Origin of the sequence: Citrobacter sp. C1, from assembly GCF_014596895.2 — a bacterium.
In the GTDB taxonomy this organism is placed as follows: domain Bacteria; phylum Pseudomonadota; class Gammaproteobacteria; order Enterobacterales; family Enterobacteriaceae; genus Citrobacter; species Citrobacter gillenii.
The window spans coordinates 2,555,002-2,574,822 of sequence record NZ_CP115035.1 but is presented as its reverse complement, the minus strand read 5'-3'; the positions used below and the strand labels follow the sequence as shown (position 1 = coordinate 2,574,822).

Genomic DNA, 19,821 nt, shown 5'->3' with positions numbered 1-19,821 from the left:
ATTAAAATGAAGAAATTATTTGGTCTTATTGCTTCACTGACCCTTCTGTCTGGCCCGGTTTTTGCGGTGTCGGCACCTGACTGCGTGAAGGTCGATAACGCTCAAATCGAAGCGCTATTTGATAAGTGGAACGCATCGTTAAAAACGGGCAACGCGAAGACGGTTTCAGAAAACTATCTCAGCGATGCGGTGTTACTGCCAACGGTATCCAATAAAGCCCGCTTAACGGATGCTGAACGCATTGATTATTTTGAGCATTTTCTGGCGAAGAAACCTACCGGAAAAATTGATACTCGCACTATTCGTCTGGGGTGCAACAAGGCGATAGATACCGGTACCTACACATTTACCTTCGCCGATAAATCTACCGTTTCAGCACGATATACGTTCACTTACGCATGGGATGGAAAAGAGTGGAAAATCTCTACCCATCATTCTTCGGCGATGCCTGAGGGGTAAAAAAAGTGCAGGGGGCGAGAATTGAGCGCTCCCTGTTTTTATCGATGATGTGATTTTATTTTATTCTGAATGCTATGGCACATTTGACCGTAAGGCAGCATAAACGATCTGTTTTTGAAGCTGGCGTTTGGCTCTTTCTCGAGGACTGTATTTTTCAACCTAGCATAAAATTCTGTATAGATGTAGGTGTCGCCCTGACCCGTCATCGTTATAATGCGGTAAAAATCTCGCTAATGTTCCACCAGCGATTCACTCAGGCTGAAGAGGGTGGTATTACTTTGGAAAGCATATGTTCAGTACCTGGTTAAGCCGCTGGAAACTCATCCCTGATGGTGCTCCCATCGTGACTCATACATCGTATCTGCTACCTGTGACATCAATTCACGGTGGCAAGAAAGCCATTCTTAAACTCACGGATGATGACAGTGAGCGAACCGGTTGTCAGTTGATGACCTGGTGGAACGGGAAAGGGGCGGGGAGGGTGCTGGCTCATGAAAATGGGGCGATTCTGTTAGAACGTGCCACAGGGACACAATCGCTGACGGATATGTCCCGGGAAGACCAGGATGAGCGAGCCTGCCGCATCATTTGCCAAACTGCCCGTCGACTCCATGTTGCGGCAGATACCTCAACACCGCTGCTCACGCCGCTTGAACATTGGTTTCGCGATCTTGAGCCGACAGCGCAACGTTTTGGTGGGATCATGCTTCGTTGCGCGCAGGCAGCCAATGTGCTTTTCTCCACTGCGCAAGATGTCGTGGTGCTGCACGGTGATTTACACCACGGTAATGTGCTTGATTTTGCAGAATCTGGATGGCTGGCTATCGATCCGAAAGGGTTGTTGGGTGAGCGTGGGTTTGATTACGCCAATATTTTCACCAATCCCGATCTTGCCGATCCTGGTATTGGCATCGCCATTGATCCATCGCGGTTCACCCAGCGCGTCAACATCGTTTCAGAGGCTGCCGGACTTAAACGCGAGCGTCTTCTTCTGTGGATCGCGGCATGGTGTGGGCTTTCTTCCGCCTGGTTTCTGCAAGACGGGGACACTGCGGTAATAACCCTGCGGGTGGCGGATCTCGCGTTTGCTGAACTGGACTCAGGGTCTCTGCAACTTTGATCTATGACACGCGTCAGCAATTTTAAACCGTTATCATTAGGCTGATAAATATTTAGATTACCAATCAGTAAATGGCGGGTTAGGTTGTGTCTCTTATGAATAAGTTAATGGGCCGAAAACAATGAACACGTTGTTTTCAGTGTGCAAAAAACGTCCGGATATTATGCTGCTGGTGGCGATTTTGGTCGGGGCAAACATTGTGGCGTGGCTGTGGGCTTTCACGGTGTTTAGTCATCATACCTCGCTTCTGGCGCTGAGCCTGGTCGCCTGGTGCTACGGTTTACGCCACGCCGTGGATGCCGATCATATCGCCGCCATCGACAGCGCAACCCGCAAACTGATGCAGCAAAAAAAGCGCGCATTGACCACCGGGGCATGGTTTTCTCTCGGACATTCCACCATTGTGGTACTGGCAAGTATTGGCATCGCCCTCACTACCAGCGTGTTTAAACATCATATGGCATGGTTGCAGAATGTTGGGGGCGTGATCGGTACGGCCGTTTCTGCTGCGTTCTTGCTGATTCTGGCGACCATCAATCTGATCATCTTCTGCCAGGTATGGAAGGCATTCCGCCATTTAAAACGTACGGGCACCTATTACGGAACCGCGGAAGAAATCACGATTTCAGGGCCTCTGAGTTGGCTCTTCCGCTCGGCCTTTAGGCTGGTGGGGAAAGACTGGCATATGTATTTTGTCGGCTTTTTGTTTGGGCTGGGTTTTGATACTGCCACAGAAATTTCGCTGTTAGGCATTTCTGCTTCAGGTGCTTCCAGTGGGATGTCCATCTGGTCCATTCTGGTGTTTCCGGCATTGTTTACCTGTGGCATGGCGTTAATTGATTGCCTCGACAGTATTCTGATGGTCGAGGCCTATGGCTGGGCCTTTAATAAGCCGCAGCGAAAGCTGTATTACAATATGACAATCACCGGAACCTCGGTGATTGTGGCGGTATTTATTGGCGGGCTGGAAGCGTTAGGATTACTGTCCGATGCGTTTTCACTTCAGGGCGGAATGTGGGATACGGTAAGCAATATGAGTGACCACATGGGTAATGTTGGTTTTATGATTATTGCTGTATTTCTCGGTTGCTGGATCCTCTCCGCGCTGAATTATCGCTGGAAAAACTATGACAGGTTGATGCTCAGCTAACCTAAATAAAGCCTTCCTGTCAGCGGGAAGGCTATTATCTGGCACTGCTCTGAACGGTTATTCAGCGTTGCTGAGCGATGTGGACGGTTGCTGCGCGGACGTTTCTTTACGCAATATTCGGTTAGCCAGCACGCCCGACATCATCGAACCGTTGACGTTTAATGCAGTCCTCGCCATATCGACAATCGGCTCAATAGCAATAAAAATCCCCACCAGCGCGACCGGAAAATTCAGCGTGGAAAGCACAATCAGTGCGGCAAACGTCCCACCACCACCGACGCCCGCCACCCCAATCGATCCCAGCGCAATCGCCGGTAGCATCGCGAGCAGAAAATGTACCGACAGCGGATCGATGCCCATTGTCGGTGCAATCATTGCCACCATAATCGCAGGGTAAATCCCGGCACAGCCATTCTGGCCCATGCTGGAACCAAATGAAGCCGCGATATTGGCAATGGTATTTTGTACGCCAAATTTTTCCTGCGCGGTAATGGCCAGTGGAATAGAGGCAGCGCTGCTGCGCGAAACAAACGCAAAGGTTAAAACCGGCCACACGGTTTTAAAATAGCGCACAGGATTGTTTCCGCTAAGCAGCAAAATTAGCGCATGCACGATAAACATCATCAGCACGGCAATGTAGCAGGCGGCAATAAAACCTAACAAACTGGCAAATTGTTCAAACCGATAAGCGGAAAACACTCCAGCCATTAATGCCATCACGCCATAGGGGGTGAGGGCAATAACGATGCGCACCATTTTCATCACCCAAATCTGGATGGCGTTAATGCCCGCGCTTAATTTTTCACCTTCTTGCGGTGCATCTTGTTTTACTTTTAATAATGCTACCCCGGCAAGCAGAGTGAAAATCACAATACCAATAACAGAAACGCTTCTGGCCCCGGTAAGATCGAGGAAGATATTGGTGGGGATCAGCGAGGTGACTAGCTTAGGCAGTGAAACGGCGGCTGTTTTACTCACATCCTCAGCCGTCAATGTTGACTGCATATGGCCAAACGCGCTGGCATCCAGACCTAAAACGTGGGCGGTGAGCAGGCCAACAAATCCGGCGATCATCACCAGGCAGAGCATGCTCCCTACAATAGTGAGCGACATTTTGCCAATTCCGGCGCTGTTTTCGAGCTTATTAATCGCCGACAGGATAGAGATAAAGATTAGCGGAACCGCAACCAGTTTGAGTAAATTGACATAACCGTTACCGATGACGTTATACCAGTCGATAATTGTTTTGCTGTTGTCGGCTGCAATAAAATGCAGGGATAAGCCAATAACGGCACCGATAAAAATGGCAATGAAGACGCTTTTGGACAGGGAGTGACTTTTTTGGTCGATTCTGAATACAGCCCATGAACAAACCAAAAATAACGCGATATACGCGAGAGTAACGAACATAATGTAGCCTCTTGCCTCATTCAGCACCTGAAATGCCGGAAAGAGAGTGTATTTTTGAAATAAAACGCTGAGCCATAGTGGCTCAGGACCGGGACGGATTATAGGGAGGGGGACCACTGACAGCCACACAAAAAGTGTGGTTCAGACCGAGACGAGGTCTTTATGCTTATCCTGTAGACGATTTGCGTGACAGTGTAACGTTAAATGGCGAATTTGGCTGGGTTAAAACCAGCCTGGCGGGGTTATTTGCGTGGTTCATCATCCCAGGCGTGCGGGGCAAACAAATAGCCTTTATTACGGATGGTCTTGATGCGGTACGGCTCTGTGGCGTTATCCAGCAGTTTTTTGCGCAGTCTGGAAATCGCCACATCAACGCTGCGATCCATCCCGTCATAACTCACACCACGCAGATTTTTCAGCAACGCATCGCGATCCATAATGTGTCCCGCATGGGTTGCCAGCTCCCACAGTAGTTCGAAATCGGCGGTAGACAGCGAAACGGGGTCACCAGCAAGTAGCACGGAACGATTGGTTGGATCGATAGTTAGCGTACCAAAGCGCAGTATGGTATGCGGCGTAAGGGTGGCCGCCTGAATACCTTTTGACTGCGTCGAATGTTCGTTCTGGCGTAAATGCAGGCGCAGGCGGGCCAGCAGCACCGCCGGCGGCGTCGTTTTCAGAATGTAGTCACAGGCTCCCATTTCGAGCGCCAGTATATGGTTCATATCGCTGTCGAGAGACGTCAGCAGAACAATTGGACCCCGCCAGCGCCCGCGCAAATCACGACAGATGGTCATTCCGTCTTTACCAGGCAGCATAATGTCTAACAACACCAGGTCGGGTTGAACCTGCAGGACCTTCTCTTCGGCTACATCGCCGCGCGGTTCAAGGATGACCTCTATATCGTGCCGGGCCAGGTAGGCGGCAATCAGCGAACCGACTTCAGGATCATCTTCAACAAATACGATGGTGTTCATATCATTCATTTTGATTATAAAGTGCCAACATACACCGCCCCTGTTTTTCCTTCCATTAATCTTTTCTAAACGAGAACGCTTCCGTTATGCTAGGGGCTGATGTTATTGATGTGTTAAGGCAAAGTGATGGGGTTACTTATAAAAGCGGCGCTGGGTGCGCTGGTGGTGGTGTTGATTGGCGTGCTGGCTAAAACAAAGAATTACTATATTGCCGGATTAATTCCACTGTTCCCGACATTTGCGCTGATCGCTCACTATATTGTGGCCAGCGAGCGCGGTATTGAAGCGTTACGCACCACAATTGTCTTCAGTATGTGGTCAATTATTCCCTATTTTGTCTACCTTGTTTCACTGTGGTACTTCACCGGGTTTATGCGCCTGCCCGTCGCGCTCGGCGGGGCGGTAGTCTGCTGGGGCCTGAGCGCGTGGTTGCTGATTATTTGTTGGGTAAAACTGCACTAACGCAGGTGGCGACCGCCATCCAGGGCAAAACTACGCCCGGTGACAAAACAGCTGGTCAACAGATAATCGATTAACTCAATGACCTCTTTCTCGCCGGGCGCGGTTTTCATCAGTGACTTGTTCAGAGCCTGCTGACGATATTCGGCGTCGTCATCTTCGTTAAACAGAATAAGCGATGGGGCGATGGCGTTCACTTTGACTTCTGGTGCCAGTTTACGCGCGAATGAGCGGGTCATGTTGTCCAGTGCAGCCTTGCTGGCGGCATACGCGATATGTTTGTCGCTGCCGCGCTCGACGACGTAATCTGTAAAATGGATGATGTCGCCGGCGGCGTGGCCGTGGCCGCGCAGCAGGCCTTCCAGCGCGTGGTTTAGCAGGTAGGGCGTGTTGACATGGATCTGCATCATGCTGGACAACACGTCAGACAGCGGTTTACCGGGTTTTTCTGCAACCCAGGCGCTGGCATTGTGCACGATGGCGCGTAATCCATCCGTTCGGTTTTTTACGTCATCAGCGAAGGCCAGCACGCCGGCATCGGTCGAAAAATCGGCCTGAATGCACACCGCGCCGGCTTCTTGCAGACCATCAATCGATGGATAATGCGTACGATAGCTGATAATTACCGGCTGTTTTTGATTCAAAAAATGCCATGCAATTGCGAGGCCGATGCGACGGCCTGCGCCGGTGATAAGTATTGGCAGGGGCTTTTTACCCATCGTAATCTCCATTAACATCAAACGATGGGTATGACGTTTACCCCATCAACATCCAGGTAGCCGGAACGGCGGCGACCAGTAGCAGGCCGATCAAAACCAATTCCTGGCGGTTCAGCACGTTATCGTGCGTGTGCGTTTTTCTGGCGTAAAGAAAGACCAATAATCCTGGCGCATACAGCACCACAGACAGCAGCAGGTGCATTGGGCCAGAAGCATATAATAACCATAAGCCATAAATGCAGGCACCGACACCAACAGCCTGATGAATCGGGCGGGTGGCGATTTTCAGCAAAAATGCGCCAACGAGAAAATAAGGCACCAGAATCATCTCGGAGGCAATCGTCAGCAGCGTATTATAGTCAGAGCCTGTGAGCCAGATTAGCACCAGACACACCTGTACGCAGATATTGGTGAGCCACAGTGAAGACGACGGTGCACCTTGCGCATTTTGACGTGCGAAAATGCGCGGGAACGCTTTGTGCGTCGATGCCAGAAACGGCACTTCGGCTGCCATAATCGTCCAGCTTAAATAGGCACCGCAGACGGAAACTATCAGACCGGCCGCAATAATAATTTCACCCCACGGCCCCATCATTTTGACCATCAGTCCGGCCATTGACGGGTTACGGATTTCAGCCAGTTCCGGGCGAGCAACCACGCCAAGGGAAAGCAGGGTAACCAACAGATAAACACCCAGTGCGGCCAATACCGCCAACAGCGTGGCGCGACCGACATCGCGTTTATTGCGGGCACGTGCTGACACTACGACCGCGCCTTCTACCCCGATGAACACCCACAGCGTGATGAGCATGGTGTTTTTGACCTGTTCCCAGACCGGAACACCCAGCGCAATACCGGTAAAATCCAGGGTAAAGGTATCAAGCTTAAACAGCATAAAGGCCAGCACGACAAACAGACCCAGCGGCAATAATTTCGCCAGTGTCGCTACCAGGTTAATGCTGGCGGCGGTTTGTACACCGCGTAATACCAGAAAATGGACCACCCACAGCAGCACTGAGGCCCCGACGATAGACTGCCAGGTATTTCCATCGCCAAATAAACGCAATTCAGGCGTATCGGTGAAGAAGCTGAGTGCGGAAAAAACGATCACCAGATAAGAAACGTTGGCGATCACGGCGCACAGCCAGTAACCCCATGCCGAGCAGAAACCAATCAGTTCGCCAAAACCTTCACGGGCGTAGGTAAAAATACCGCCGTCCAGATCGGGACGGATGCGCGTCAGGATGAGCATGGCAAAGGCCAGCAGGAGAATTCCCGCGCCGGTAATCGCCCAACCAATCAGTAATGCGGCCGGGCTGGCAACCGCTGCCATATTTTGTGGCAGGCTGAAAACGCCCGCGCCGAGCATTGAGCTTAAAACCAGCGCGGTCAGTGCGCTCAGACCCAATTTCTTTTCCATTTGTATCCAGTGACAAAAACGAGAGTGAGAGAATAATTATTTTGGCAAACCGCATAAAAATGGAGGAAGCCACTAAGGCGCGGAATTTTACGGAGAGAAGGGAGCGCATGCAATGGGCATGGGGAGATTTGTGACTAAAAATGCGAAAGGCGGCAAAAAGCCGCCTTATATTGTTACTCGTGACCGTTATTTATACAGATCGGCACTGATGGTCACGTTGTTACCACGTTCCTGCCACTGGCGGGTAATGTGGTAGTACTTGGCGCCTTTTTTCGCGGCACGTTTAGCAACCTGATAAGAAACTTCAGTCATGTTGCCGTAGTTACCGGTGAACTTGATGCTGTCAAACGGCACCATCATAGCGGCGGTTGCTTTGTTCAGTTCTTCTACTTTCGTACCGTCCGGAAGCGTGACAGTGTAACGTCCACCTTTGGTTGACTGCGTTTCGAAGAAACGACCCACTTCTGCACTCGGAGATGCGGTGGTAGCTACGCCCGGGATCTCAACTTTCTTCGCGGCTTCGCCACCGGCTGCTAATGCTGCACGTCCGGCATCAGAATCAGCTGGGATGGCGTCAGGGCTTTGTACAACACGTTTTTTCGCATCGGCTTTATAGACAAATGCGGTAATACGCTGGTTGCCACCCTGGTTAGCATCGACCTGACGGACAATATAGAAAGAGTAAGCCCCTTTCTCTCTCGCCGCTTTGGTGATGGCGTCGTTGACTTCAGGCTGGCTACGGTAGAAACCCTGCACCGTGACGGTATCGTACGGTTCCAGCAACACGGCCTGATCTTTGGGTAATTCTACAACACCGTTGATGACGCGATTTTTGTTAGCTTCCGCTTTTTCTGCGTCGGCTTTATAGACGTCGGCAACAACACGCCAGTTACCGCCGCTGCCAAAATCTGAGGTATCAACAACGTAAAAGGAGGCTGCACCGTCTTTATCTGCACGGCGGGATACGGCGGCAACCGCATCACCGATAGCATTAAAACGGCCGGTCACCACAATGCGGTCATAGGGTTTCAGGGCAGCCGCTTGCTCCGGCGTCAATTCTGTCGCTGCATTTACAGAAAAAGCAGTCGCAGAAAGAAGTGCGGACGCCAGGAGAGTGTTCTTAAGCTTCATAAAAATAATCCTTCGCCTTGCGCAAACCAGGTACTGGTATTGTTATTGACTAGAAACGTGGCTGATTATTGCATTTAAATTGTGTCAGTGTCTGCGTCATTTTTCACTCATCGTGCCAGCCGTCGTAACAACATCGATAACATTTAGTGATATGTCTAAAAATTCGGCATTTCAGCGCTAAAACTGATAAATCGGTTGAATTTCATAAGTTAATTTAATGTTAATCAATTGTTCCGTGGTGGCGCTTAATCATGTTTTGCCGCTTGGCTTGAGCGATTTATCGGCCTTTGCGGGCTATTTCAAGGGCATTATCCCTGTCTGCGGGTTAATTCATCCCGGTTTTGCGAATTTCATAATAAATACTGTTTTTTGGCGCTAGATCACAGGCGTTAATTTCAGTAGGTTATACAGAGTTTGTTACTGTTTTATTTTGTTGGGGTAACACTTACCTCTTACGTAAGTGCGCGCAGGCCGCTTGCGAACATTGATAAACCATCATCAAAAATACAGATGGAAGGGAACATTATGCGAATTGGCATACCAAGAGAACGGTTAACCAATGAAACCCGCGTAGCAGCCACACCGAAGACGGTTGAGCAGCTGCTGAAGCTGGGTTTTAGCGTCGCGGTTGAAAGCGGCGCGGGTCAACTGGCAAGTTTTGACGACAAGGCGTTTGTGCAAGCGGGCGCGGAAATTGTTGACGGGGATGCGGTCTGGCAGTCAGAGATTATCCTGAAGGTCAACGCACCAGAAGAATTTGAGATTCCGTTGTTGAATCCGGGGACCACGCTGGTCAGTTTCCTCTGGCCGGCGCAAAACCCGGAGTTGCTGCAAAAACTCGCCGAGCGCAATGTCACCGTGATGGCAATGGACTCCGTACCGCGTATTTCGCGTGCGCAGTCGCTGGATGCCCTCAGTTCGATGGCCAACATCGCCGGATATCGCGCCATTGTTGAAGCGGCGCATGAGTTCGGTCGCTTCTTTACCGGACAAATTACCGCCGCGGGTAAGGTCCCGCCAGCCAAAGTGATGGTGATCGGTGCCGGGGTGGCGGGTCTTGCGGCCATTGGTGCGGCCAACAGCCTGGGGGCGATTGTTCGCGCCTTCGATACGCGCCCGGAAGTGAAAGAACAAGTGCAAAGTATGGGCGCTGAATTCCTCGAGCTGGATTTCAAAGAGGAAGCGGGCAGCGGCGATGGTTACGCCAAGGTGATGTCCGAAGCGTTTATCAAAGCGGAAATGGAACTGTTCGCCGCGCAGGCGAAAGACGTCGATATTATCGTCACCACCGCGTTGATTCCGGGTAAACCGGCCCCGAAACTGATCACCCGTGAAATGGTTGACTCCATGAAAGCGGGCAGCGTGATTGTCGATCTCGCTGCGCAAAACGGCGGTAACTGCGAATACACCGTGGCGAATCAGGTGACCACGACCGAGAACGGCGTCAAGGTTATTGGTTATACCGACCTTCCGGGCCGTTTGCCGACGCAGTCTTCCCAGCTATACGGGACCAACCTCGTTAACCTGCTGAAGCTGCTGTGCAAAGAGAAAGACGGCAATATCACCGTGGATTTCGACGATGTGGTGGTGCGCGGTGTGACGGTGGTTCGCGAAGGTGAAATCACCTGGCCTGCGCCGCCGATCCAGGTTTCCGCTCAGCCTCAGGCGGCAGCAAAAGCTGCACCTGCACCGGTTGAAGAGAAAAAACCAGTCTCACCGTGGCGTAAATATGCCCTGATGGCGTTGGTGGTTATTCTGTTTGGCTGGCTGGCCGATGTGGCGCCAAAAGAGTTCCTTGGCCACTTTACCGTGTTCGCGCTTTCCTGCGTGGTCGGTTACTACGTGGTCTGGAACGTGTCGCATGCGCTGCATACGCCGCTGATGTCTGTGACGAACGCCATCTCCGGGATCATCGTTGTGGGGGCATTATTGCAGATTGGCCAGGGTGGCTGGGTGAGTTTCCTGAGCTTTATCGCGGTACTTATTGCCAGCATTAATATTTTCGGTGGCTTCACCGTGACTCAGCGCATGCTGAAAATGTTCCGGAAAAACTAAGGGGTAGCACATGTCTGGAGGATTAGTTACAGCTGCATACATTGTTGCCGCGATCCTGTTTATTTTCAGCCTGGCGGGGCTTTCTAAGCATGAAACGTCCCAGCAGGGTAATAACTTCGGTATCGCCGGGATGGCGATTGCGCTGATTGCCACGATCTTTGGTCCGGATACCGGTAACGTCGCGTGGATTCTGGTTGCCATGATCATCGGTGGCGCGATTGGTATTCGTCTGGCGAAGAAAGTCGAAATGACCGAGATGCCGGAGCTGGTGGCGATCCTGCACAGCTTCGTTGGCCTGGCGGCGGTGCTGGTTGGTTTTAACAGCTACCTGTATCACGAAGCGGGTCTGGAACCGATTCTGGTGAATATTCACCTGACTGAAGTGTTCCTTGGCATCTTCATCGGTGCGGTGACCTTCACGGGTTCTATTGTGGCGTTTGGTAAACTGCGCGGCAAGATATCCTCTAAGCCGCTGATGCTGCCGAATCGCCACAAGCTGAACCTTGCGGCGCTGGTGGTTTCGTTCCTGCTGCTGGTGCTGTTCGTGCGTACTGAAAGCGTGGGTCTGCAGGTTCTGGCGTTGCTGGTGATGACCATTATCGCGCTGGCGTTTGGCTGGCATCTGGTGGCGTCTATCGGCGGGGCAGATATGCCGGTTGTGGTATCGATGCTGAACTCCTATTCAGGATGGGCGGCAGCGGCGGCGGGCTTTATGTTGAGCAACGATCTGCTGATCGTTACCGGTGCGCTGGTGGGTTCTTCGGGTGCGATCCTGTCTTACATTATGTGTAAGGCGATGAACCGCTCCTTCATCAGCGTCATTGCCGGTGGTTTTGGTACCGACGGTTCTTCTACTGGTGACGATCAGGAAGCGGGTGAGCATCGCGAGATTTCCGCGGAAGAAACGGCAGAAATGCTGAAGGATTCGCACTCGGTGATTATCACTCCAGGCTATGGCATGGCGGTGGCGCAGGCACAGTATCCGGTGGCCGAAATCACCGAAAAACTGCGTGCACGCGGCATCAAGGTGCGTTTCGGTATCCACCCGGTTGCCGGGCGTCTGCCGGGGCATATGAACGTGCTGCTGGCGGAAGCGAAGGTGCCTTACGATATCGTGCTGGAAATGGATGAAATCAACGATGATTTCGCTGATACAGACACCGTACTGGTCATCGGCGCGAACGATACCGTTAACCCGGCGGCGCTGGACGATCCGAAAAGCCCAATCGCCGGTATGCCGGTTCTGGAAGTGTGGAAGGCGCAGAACGTCATTGTGTTTAAACGTTCAATGAATACCGGTTATGCCGGCGTGCAGAACCCACTGTTCTTTAAAGATAACACCCATATGCTGTTTGGCGATGCCAAAGCCAGCGTGGATGCGATTCTGAAAGCGCTGTAATTATTACTAACATGTCATACGGCCTCCTCGGAGGCCGTTTTTTTATGGCACATTCCGCTTATTAGTGAGAGAGGCGGCTTCACGCTTTATTGAGATCGCCCAGCAAAACGGCAATGCTTTGGCCGCCTTCAGTTTGCTCAAGTGCAATTTTAACGATGATGGTGAGTGGGACAGAAAGCAGCATGCCAACCGGTCCCAGTAACCAGCCCCAGAATATCAACGACAGAAAAACCACCAGCGTCGATAGCCCCAGTCCGCGTCCCATGATGCGCGGTTCGAGAATGTTACCGAATATCAGGTTAATCGCCAGATAGCCCGCCAGCACCACCAGGGCATCGTAAAATCCGCTAAACACCAGTACCTGAGCAATAGGGGGGATCGCCGCCAGCACGGATCCGATATTGGGGATGTAGTTCAGCGCGAAAGCCAGCAGTCCCCAGACAAATGCGAAGCGGACATCCAGTGCGGCCAGCATGCCCCAGGCGACCAGACCGGTGACAATACTGATGGCCGTTTTGAGGACCAGGTAGTGTGACACGCTGTCGATTGCGCGTTGAATAGCGGCCATTCCCTCAACGGGTCTGCTCATCATTTGTTTGAGTTTGCCGGGTAACTGTGGCACTTCCAGTAGCATAAACACGACGGTCAGCAGCAGTAAAAAGATAGATGACATGGCATTGGACAATTGCGTCAGCAAATTGGTCACCAGCGTCATCGCCGCATTAGGGTCGATATACTTCACGAGTTCGTCGACGGAAACACCAATTCCCGCGCGCTGCAGCCACGGTTCGATATTTTTCAGCGGGATAACCAGTGAAGAACGGTATTGCGGTAGCGTTCTCGCTAATTCATTTAAGGATGTCCCTAAATATGCTAAAAGCAGCACCATTAGCATCACAATAATAACCACCAGCAATGACACGGCTAATACTCGCGGAATGCGAAGTTTGACCATTCGCTGGACCACGGGATTAAGCACCACGGCAATAAATAACGCCAGAATAAAGGGGACAATGATATCGGCCGCAAAGCGGACGCCGGTCAGAATGATCACCAGCATGCCCAACATAATGACTAATTTTAGGCCGCTAAGCGTGATAATGGGTTTCGCCATGTTTATTCCTGAAGAGTTATCCTGAACCTGGATAATAGTGTGATCTGCCTCGAGTCGTTATAACAAAAATCAAACGAACCAGGTAAAGAAGTGAAAAGATTTTGAGTTCGTCTTGAACCTATGATACAAATTGCGTGTGTTTAACTACCGAGGACAATTATCATCCGCGATGACGAGAAGCAACACTGCGGATAATTGTAATATTATGGACAATACGTTCAGGATGTTTTTGCGTTTACCTACACTTCTTCGTACCTCTTCTACTTTCCTGCTTGCAGGTGAGCAACTCTGGCGCAACGCGCTTTAGTCCCTTCTTCTGCCTGAGCTGGCGTTATGCGCTGAGCTATCTGATTTTATTTTTTGGTTTGCTGCATGCAGTAAGCCCAAAGGACTTTATTCTCTAGCAGGAGAAGTATCATGTTTTACTGGATTTTATTAGGTCTGGCCATTGCGGCTGAAATTACAGGTACGCTGTCGATGAAATGGGCAAGCGTAGGTAATGGTAATGCGGGCTTTATTTTAATGCTGGTAATGATCGCCTTATCGTATATTTTTCTCAGTTTCGCCGTTAAAAAAATCGCCCTCGGCGTGGCCTACGCGTTATGGGAAGGTATCGGTATTTTATTTATTACGCTGTTTAGCGTGCTGTTATTTGACGAAACCCTGTCGGCGATGAAGGTGGCCGGATTAGTCTCGCTAGTGTTCGGTATCGTGCTGATTAAATCAGGCACACGAAAGCCAGCAAAAGCGAGGGGCGAGGTGACCCATGCAGCAGTTTGAATGGGTTCACGGCGCCTGGTTGGGGATGGCCATTGTGCTGGAAATTGTCGCTAACGTTTTTTTGAAATTTTCCGATGGTTTTCGTCGTAAAGCCTATGGCGTGCTGTCATTGGTCGCCGTGCTGGCAGCCTTTAGTGCGCTGTCTCAGGCGGTAAAAGGCATCGACCTTTCCGTTGCTTATGCCCTGTGGGGGGGATTCGGGATTGCCGCCACGTTGGCCGCAGGCTGGGTGCTTTTTGGTCAGCGCCTGAATAATAAAGGCTGGATCGGCGTGGCATTGTTGCTGGCCGGTATGATAATGATTAAACTCGCCTGATAAAAATGCTGCCTGTATCTGCGGGCAGCATGTTGTTATCCCTTCGCTAACGCGTCCAGTTTATCGCGAAAACCGGTGACCGAAATCGCGCGGTTATCGGCCCGCCAGCGATCTTTCGCCGCCGGCGCGGAACTCTGCACACCAATCAATTGCCAGCCCGCATCTGTCTTCAGCATCAATGGGGAACCGCTGTCACCTGGGAGCGTGTCGCACTGATGAGACATGACGGTGTTTTGCGCCCAGCCGGTCACTACACAATCCTGATGCGCATACAGATCGTCCAGATGGTCTTCCGGGTAGCCTGACTGAGTGACTTTGCGATCGGCGGCTTTCAGCGCAGCGGTTAATGCGGTTTTATCGCCTTCATACAAGGGAAGCGGTGTAATTCCTGATGGGGGGTAACGCAACACCACCAGACCAAAATCCCAGGGTGCCGCAGAAGGGGGCACAATCCAGCCGTCGCCATCCGCTTTTAAGCGCTTGCCAAGTGAAGGATCAACCCGTGCCTCAATGCCGTGGATTTCATAGCGCCAGACGCCTTTTTTTGACACAAAGCGCAGCGCAACGGCTTTATCCGGCTTGCCTTTAGGGGGCGTTAACAGACAGTGCCCGGCGGTCAAGGCCAGATGCGGAGAAATGAGCGTGGCCGTACACAGGTTACCGCTGGCGGTTTCCAGTTGTCCGATGGCGTCCCAGGGCGATTGAGTCGGGTCTGGGATCTGTACGCGATCGTCATGACCAAAGAAGAGCGTTTTAATGTCTTCAGCTTCAGTAGCAGGCGTTGCTGGCCGATCCGCATGCGCAACGACAGGAGAAAGACAAATAGAACCCAGTAATACCGCAATGGTTTTATGCATATCACACTCTGGTGGGGAATTATGATTATTAAAAGCAAACCCTCAATGAATACTATAGACGGGACGGTGGGAAAGTGGGAGTAAAATCAGGTAACTACACTCAGGAAAGATAAAAGTGCGTGGCAATAAGGCCGCAAATTATCAGTGTAATAAGAATGAACTCAAAGCGGTAATGGGACACCCTTTTACCCTCCGAAACGCGGCGCTAAACCGACAAGAGCTAGCGCCGTAGGCGCTGGCGTGGGGGACGCCAGCGTTATTTCTGACGGATTATGCCGCTGGCTGAGCCGCAGGTTTAGCTGCGTCGTGTTTTACGGCTTTTTTGCTGTGCTTTTTAGCTGCCTGTGCTTTTTGCTCTGGTGCTTTTTGTTCTGCTGCAGGTTTAGCGGTGGTTTTTTTGGTGTGTTTCTTGGCAGATTGCGCTTTCTGCGGTGCCGCCTTGTGCTGTTTTTTATGATGTGTGGTTTTAGCCGGGGCTGCTTTGGTGGTGGCTGCAGCGGCCGGAGTCGTGGTGGCCGTTGTTTCAGCAGCAAATGCAGCAGAAGACAGACCCATAGCAGCGGCAACAACCAGAGCTAATACTTTTTTCATTGTCATACCCTCGATTTGGTTTTTCATTCAACCCCACTGCGGGGCCGTTGAAATAACTATATCGCTGTAATATCAAGGCTTCCGTGAGTCATTGGTTTCGGCGTGTAACCATATGTACAATGACTCACGGTAAGCAATTATAGATAACGGGCTTCCAGATGTGCGCGGAAATAGCGGCTACTGAGTGGTTCACCGGTGGCCTGCGTAATCAGCTGTTCGGTGGTAAAGCGGCTACCGTGCTGCCAGATGTTCTGGCGTAACCAGTCAAACAGAGCGCTGAAATCACCCTGAGCAATGGCCGTTTCTAACCCCGGCAACGCGCGATTTGCCGCACTAAACAACTGTGCTGCATACATGGCACCAAGGGTATAGGAAGGGAAGTAGCCAAAGCCACCGTCGGTCCAGTGGATATCCTGCATACACCCATTACGGTAATTGCCGATGGTTGACAGCCCCAGCCACGCCTGCATTTTCTCATTCCATAAGGCCGGAATATCATCGACTTCAATGTCGCCGTTAATCAACGCTCGCTCGATTTCGTAGCGCAGGATCACGTGGGCGGGGTAGCTCACTTCATCGGCATCAACGCGGATAAAGCCCGGCTTCACCTGCTGGTTCCAGGCGATAAAATTGCTTTCTTCAAAGGCGGGTTGATCGCCAAAATGCCGCTTCACCGCCGGGATTAGCCGCGTCAGGAAGGCGCTGCTTCGACCCAGCTGCATTTCAAAGAACAGGCTTTGGGATTCATGAATCGCGGTCGAGCGTGCCTGGGCGATAGGTTGACCGGACCAGTTACGCGGCAGGTTCTGCTCATAGCGGGCATGGCCGGTTTCATGGATAACGCCAAACAGTGCGCTCAGCAGTTCGTTTTCATCATACCGTGTGGTGATACGCACATCTTCCGGTACGCCGCCGCAGAATGGGTGGGCGCTAATGTCCAGCCGTCCGCCCGCAAAGTCGAATCCCAACTGCGCCATGGTCTCAAGGCCTAACTCGCGCTGCACCGCCGTCGGGAAAGGGCCAACCGGCGCGATTAACGATTGCCGGGACTGTTTGGCGACCACCTTGCTTAACAGGTCCGGTAGCCAGCCTTTGAGGTCGGCGAATAACACGTCCAGGCGGGCGCTGGTCATGTCTGGTTCAAACACATCCAGCAGCGCATCATACGGTGAACAACCTTTGGCCTCGACACGCAGCCTGGCCTCTTCGCGGCTGTACTTCACCACATCCTTCAGGTTCTCAGCAAAACCTTCCCAGTCATTGGCCGGGCGCTGGCTGCGCCAGGCGTGTTCGCAGCGGCTACCCGCAAGGGATTTGGCTTCAACCAGTGATTCCGGCAACAATGATGCCTGATGATGCAGACGCGACATTTCTCGCAAATTGGCCTGTTCAACATCATTCAATTCTTCGTGTTGCGCGCCGGCAATCCAGGTGGCGACCTTAGGATCGGTTAACAGCTGATGTTCCAGGACGTTCAGTTCCGCCAGCGCTTCGCCACGGGCCTGGCTGCCACCAGGAGGCATCATGGTGAACATGTCCCAACTGGCGATAGCCGAGAGGTGGGAGAAGCGAGAGAGCCGCTGGAACGTGCGGGTGAGCTGTTGGTAATTCGTACTGTTACTCATTATTTTCGTTCTCGTTCTGTTGGACCAGACCTGTGAGTCTAACGTGATTTACCGCATTTACCCATTCCTCGGCAGAGAATGCGAAATGTTGGTAGCTTGTAAGTGATAATGATACTTTTTATCATAAACAAAATTTGATGTTTTAAACTATGGCGTAATCTTTTAGCAGGGAGCCGGTATGCAACAGGAAATCAGTAGTGACTATATCGCCAGAACTCGGGCAGTATCCGGTTGTTTTTCGATGTTTATTCTGATGTTTGGCCTCACGTTTGTCCCCTTTTTTTTTGCTGAAAGCGCGCTGTTACAGGCGCAGGGATTACTGTTCCCACTGCTGTTTGCTGCGGAGTTCGTTGTGCTGGTACCGCTGTATTATTTCTTTTTTAGCAAAAGAGCAGGTCTGGGAAAGGGCACGTTTAACGTGACGTGGTTTGGTATTTTATTTGTCGCGCTTTTGCTGGTGCAGTTTGCCGGGCCCTGGCTGCTGGGAATAAGACAAAATGAAGAATGGGTGACAACCCAGGTATCACTACGTAGTTACGCGCTGTGGCTGTCGAGTTTGTCGCTGATATTTATTGCCCCGGTTTATGAGGAAATGATTTTCCGCGGCTGCCTGTTCAATGCCTTTCAGTACTGGTTCAAGGATAAAACCTGGTTGACGTCTGCGGTGGTGTCCGCCATTTTCGCGCTGATGCACACGCAGTATGTGGATTTTAGGACGTTATTGCTGTTGTTTATCGTGTCACTGGTTCTGATTTATGCCCGAATTAAAAGTAACGGCATACTGATGCCAATTATGCTGCATATCTTGATGAACGGGACGGTGGTGGGCATGCAAATCGCGGCTCAGGCATTCGTGCCGTCCACGTAATGCGGTGTGCCCGGCGATACCGGGCATCACAATCAGGCGTGCAAACGGTGATGTAAACGGGACCCCACCAGTAGCGCAAGGATCAGCATCAACGCAATAAACCCGCCGACGCCGTTCCAGCCGTAGTTATGCCAGAAAACGCCACCCAGCGTACCCGCAATGCTCGATCCCAGGTAATAACAGAACAGATACAACGACGAGGCCTGACCTTTGGCGCGTTTAGCGCGCGGACCAATCCAGCTGCTGGCCACCGAATGTGCGGCAAAGAAACCGGCGGAAAAGAGCAGCATCCCGGCAAAAATCAGCCACAGTGAGGTGAACAGCGTCATCAACAAGCCTACGAGCATCACGCCAGTCGAGAACAACATCACTGGGCCACGACCGTAGCGGGTGGTCATTGACCCTGCTTTGGGGGAACTCCAGGTACCGGTAAGGTAAGCCACGGACAGCAGGCCGACCACCGCCTGACTGAGTTCCCAGGGCGACAGCATCAGGCGGTAGCCGATGTAGTTAAACAGCGTGACAAACGACCCCATCAATAAGAATCCGACCACGAAAAGTAGCGGCAATCCGGGGTCACGCCAGTGCAGGCGGAAATTAATAAACAATGACTTAGGCCGCAGTGACGTCGGTCTGAAGTGGCGGGATTCGGGTAAGATTTTCCAGAACATCAGCGCGGAGGCCAGCGCAAAACAGCCGATAGCCGCCAGCGCAATACGCCAGTTAAAAAAGTCGGTAAATACTCCGCTGATCAACCGGCCACTCATGCCGCCAATCGAGTTACCGCTGATATACAGCCCCATCGAAAAGGCGACAAAGCTAGGGTGGATCTCCTCGCTGAGATAGGTCATACCTACCGCGGCGACCCCGCTTAATGACAGGCCAATCAATGCACGCATGATCAGGATACCGTGCCAGCTGGTCATCATCGTTGAAAGTAAGGTGCAGCAGGAAGCCAGCAGGAGCGCGGTGACCATTACCGGCTTGCGGCCAATGGCGTCGGAAAGCGGGCCGGTAAACAGGAGACCGATTGCCAGCATGGCGGTGGAGATAGACAGTGAAATACTGCTGCTGGCAGGCGATACGCCAAATTCATGGGACAGTACCGGCAGGATCGGTTGTACACAATACAGCAGGGCAAATGTCGCCAGCCCGGCGGAAAACAGAGCCAGCGTGACGCGCATAAAAGAGGCGGTGCCGCGTTTTATAAACGCATCTGGCGGGGAGATAATCTGTTCATCAACATCGCTTGTCGGGGCAGTATCGACAGTAGTTGTACGGCTCACATGAAATCCATTGGGTATACAGGACTAGTCTTTAGAGTATGAAAATCACAATATTCTGTCTAATATATTAATAATCTCAAATAAT

At 51.7% G+C, this 19,821-nt stretch carries 19 protein-coding genes; 9 read left to right on the top strand and 10 right to left on the bottom strand.

Annotated features, from left to right (window positions below; translation table 11 throughout):
* The first annotated feature begins 6 nt into the window (after window positions 1-6).
* The 3 genes from IB214_RS12400 (at window position 7) to IB214_RS12390 (ending at window position 2,729) form a co-directional block, all read left to right on the top strand.
* A complete protein-coding gene (locus IB214_RS12400; RefSeq protein ID WP_096757119.1) occupies window positions 7-459 on the top strand; it encodes an SgcJ/EcaC family oxidoreductase in 453 nt (150 codons plus the stop codon).
* Window positions 460-748: 289 nt separating this feature from the next.
* Window positions 749-1,579 (top strand): aminoglycoside phosphotransferase family protein, encoded by an 831-nt coding sequence (locus IB214_RS12395; protein ID WP_117343080.1) that lies wholly within the window; start codon window positions 749-751, stop codon window positions 1,577-1,579.
* A gap of 121 nt (window positions 1,580-1,700) precedes the next feature.
* Window positions 1,701-2,729 (top strand): HoxN/HupN/NixA family nickel/cobalt transporter, encoded by a 1,029-nt coding sequence (locus tag IB214_RS12390; RefSeq protein WP_115258546.1) that lies wholly within the window; start codon window positions 1,701-1,703, stop codon window positions 2,727-2,729.
* 57 nt (window positions 2,730-2,786) lie between these two features.
* Here IB214_RS12390 and IB214_RS12385 read toward each other — a convergent pair whose 3' ends face one another.
* Window positions 2,787-4,139 (bottom strand): L-cystine transporter, encoded by a 1,353-nt coding sequence (locus IB214_RS12385; protein ID WP_115258545.1) that lies wholly within the window; start codon window positions 4,137-4,139, stop codon window positions 2,787-2,789.
* A 242-nt stretch (window positions 4,140-4,381) separates the two neighbouring features.
* Entirely contained in the window at window positions 4,382-5,116 is a 735-nt protein-coding gene (gene rstA, locus IB214_RS12380; RefSeq protein ID WP_167456051.1) for a two-component system response regulator RstA, read from the bottom strand.
* Window positions 5,117-5,242: 126 nt separating this feature from the next.
* On the opposite strand from rstA, the gene IB214_RS12375 reads away from it, so the two are divergent.
* On the top strand, window positions 5,243-5,578 hold the full coding sequence (locus IB214_RS12375; protein ID WP_096757114.1) for a GlpM family protein: 336 nt from the start codon (window positions 5,243-5,245) through the stop codon (window positions 5,576-5,578).
* Here the strand turns inward: IB214_RS12375 and folM are convergent.
* The 3 genes from folM to ydgH form a co-directional block, all read right to left on the bottom strand.
* Window positions 5,575-6,294 carry a dihydromonapterin reductase gene (folM, locus tag IB214_RS12370; RefSeq protein WP_096757113.1) on the bottom strand — a complete coding sequence of 240 codons (720 nt, stop codon included), beginning with the start codon at window positions 6,292-6,294 and terminating at the stop codon, window positions 5,575-5,577. The genes IB214_RS12375 and folM overlap by 4 nt on opposite strands.
* Before the next feature lie 37 nt (window positions 6,295-6,331).
* Entirely contained in the window at window positions 6,332-7,714 is a 1,383-nt protein-coding gene (locus tag IB214_RS12365; protein WP_096757112.1) for an amino acid permease, read from the bottom strand.
* 186 nt (window positions 7,715-7,900) lie between these two features.
* A complete protein-coding gene (gene ydgH / locus IB214_RS12360) occupies window positions 7,901-8,845 on the bottom strand; it encodes a DUF1471 family protein YdgH (RefSeq protein WP_096757111.1) in 945 nt (314 codons plus the stop codon).
* A gap of 525 nt (window positions 8,846-9,370) precedes the next feature.
* Between ydgH and pntA the strand changes: the two genes are divergently transcribed.
* Complete coding sequence (gene pntA / locus IB214_RS12355) at window positions 9,371-10,900, top strand: Re/Si-specific NAD(P)(+) transhydrogenase subunit alpha (RefSeq protein ID WP_096757110.1); 1,530 nt, start codon at window positions 9,371-9,373, stop codon at window positions 10,898-10,900.
* Window positions 10,901-10,910: 10 nt separating this feature from the next.
* The gene (pntB, locus tag IB214_RS12350; RefSeq protein WP_096757109.1) at window positions 10,911-12,299 is read left to right on the top strand and encodes a Re/Si-specific NAD(P)(+) transhydrogenase subunit beta; all 1,389 of its coding nucleotides are present in this window, start codon (window positions 10,911-10,913) and stop codon (window positions 12,297-12,299) included.
* Window positions 12,300-12,378: 79 nt separating this feature from the next.
* Here pntB and IB214_RS12345 read toward each other — a convergent pair whose 3' ends face one another.
* Entirely contained in the window at window positions 12,379-13,413 is a 1,035-nt protein-coding gene (locus IB214_RS12345) for an AI-2E family transporter (RefSeq protein ID WP_115258543.1), read from the bottom strand.
* A 414-nt stretch (window positions 13,414-13,827) separates the two neighbouring features.
* Here IB214_RS12345 and mdtJ point away from each other — a divergent pair, with 414 nt between their 5' ends.
* Window positions 13,828-14,193, top strand: coding sequence for a multidrug/spermidine efflux SMR transporter subunit MdtJ (mdtJ, locus tag IB214_RS12340; RefSeq protein WP_170972989.1), 366 nt, complete (start codon window positions 13,828-13,830; stop codon window positions 14,191-14,193).
* On the top strand, window positions 14,180-14,509 hold the full coding sequence (gene mdtI / locus IB214_RS12335; protein WP_040233868.1) for a multidrug/spermidine efflux SMR transporter subunit MdtI: 330 nt from the start codon (window positions 14,180-14,182) through the stop codon (window positions 14,507-14,509). The genes mdtJ and mdtI overlap by 14 nt, the downstream gene beginning before the upstream one ends.
* A gap of 35 nt (window positions 14,510-14,544) precedes the next feature.
* Here mdtI and IB214_RS12330 read toward each other — a convergent pair whose 3' ends face one another.
* The 3 genes from IB214_RS12330 to IB214_RS12320 all read right to left on the bottom strand — a co-directional run bounded on the left by IB214_RS12330 (window position 14,545) and on the right by IB214_RS12320 (window position 17,582).
* Window positions 14,545-15,366 carry a serine protease gene (locus IB214_RS12330; protein WP_117343082.1) on the bottom strand — a complete coding sequence of 274 codons (822 nt, stop codon included), beginning with the start codon at window positions 15,364-15,366 and terminating at the stop codon, window positions 14,545-14,547.
* A gap of 270 nt (window positions 15,367-15,636) precedes the next feature.
* The gene (gene asr / locus IB214_RS12325) at window positions 15,637-15,957 is read right to left on the bottom strand and encodes an acid resistance repetitive basic protein Asr (RefSeq protein WP_115259947.1); all 321 of its coding nucleotides are present in this window, start codon (window positions 15,955-15,957) and stop codon (window positions 15,637-15,639) included.
* A gap of 137 nt (window positions 15,958-16,094) precedes the next feature.
* Entirely contained in the window at window positions 16,095-17,582 is a 1,488-nt protein-coding gene (locus IB214_RS12320; RefSeq protein WP_117343083.1) for a carboxypeptidase M32, read from the bottom strand.
* Between the two features lie 178 nt (window positions 17,583-17,760).
* On the opposite strand from IB214_RS12320, the gene IB214_RS12315 reads away from it, so the two are divergent.
* Complete coding sequence (locus IB214_RS12315; protein ID WP_117343084.1) at window positions 17,761-18,450, top strand: type II CAAX endopeptidase family protein; 690 nt, start codon at window positions 17,761-17,763, stop codon at window positions 18,448-18,450.
* 32 nt (window positions 18,451-18,482) lie between these two features.
* Here the strand turns inward: IB214_RS12315 and IB214_RS12310 are convergent, their stop codons facing one another.
* The gene (locus IB214_RS12310; protein ID WP_117343085.1) at window positions 18,483-19,736 is read right to left on the bottom strand and encodes an MFS transporter; all 1,254 of its coding nucleotides are present in this window, start codon (window positions 19,734-19,736) and stop codon (window positions 18,483-18,485) included.
* Between the last annotated feature and the right edge of the window lie 85 nt (window positions 19,737-19,821).